General features: G+C 39.7%; 1 pseudogene. It reads right to left on the minus strand.

Annotated features, from left to right (window positions below):
- Positions 1 to 418: pseudogene (locus J7R10_RS09005) on the minus strand (DNA replication/repair protein RecF); the annotation flags it as partial.

Below are 418 nucleotides of genomic sequence, written 5' to 3' on the forward strand. Positions count from 1 at the left end.
AAGGCGAATAACATCGATACGTGCTGCAGCAATAGCGGCTGCCAGCTCTGCCATTTGCTTTTCTAAAGCATCAAACCAAGAAAAATCTACATTTAAATCCAAAAACAAACGATTACGAGAACGCATAGCCTTATCATAATCTGCTATGCGGAAACAATGCAAAGGATCAATAGCCAAAACCATACGATCCAAAAAACGACGACGTTCAAGCGCAGAACCTGTAAAAAGCCCGTCCATAGAAGGAGTCAGGATACTAATATGACAATAATCTGTTAAACAATCACCTGTCTCATTCACACCATTAATATGCACTTTTCGACTGTTATCATCAATTTCCAAAGCTGGACCAATATTTACTTCACCATAAAGAGCACATTCAAGACGCGCAAACACAACAAACACTTCGCCTCTACTATCT

It is taken from the genome of Bartonella vinsonii subsp. berkhoffii ATCC 51672 (assembly GCF_902825225.1).
GTDB lineage: Bacteria > Pseudomonadota > Alphaproteobacteria > Rhizobiales > Rhizobiaceae > Bartonella > Bartonella berkhoffii.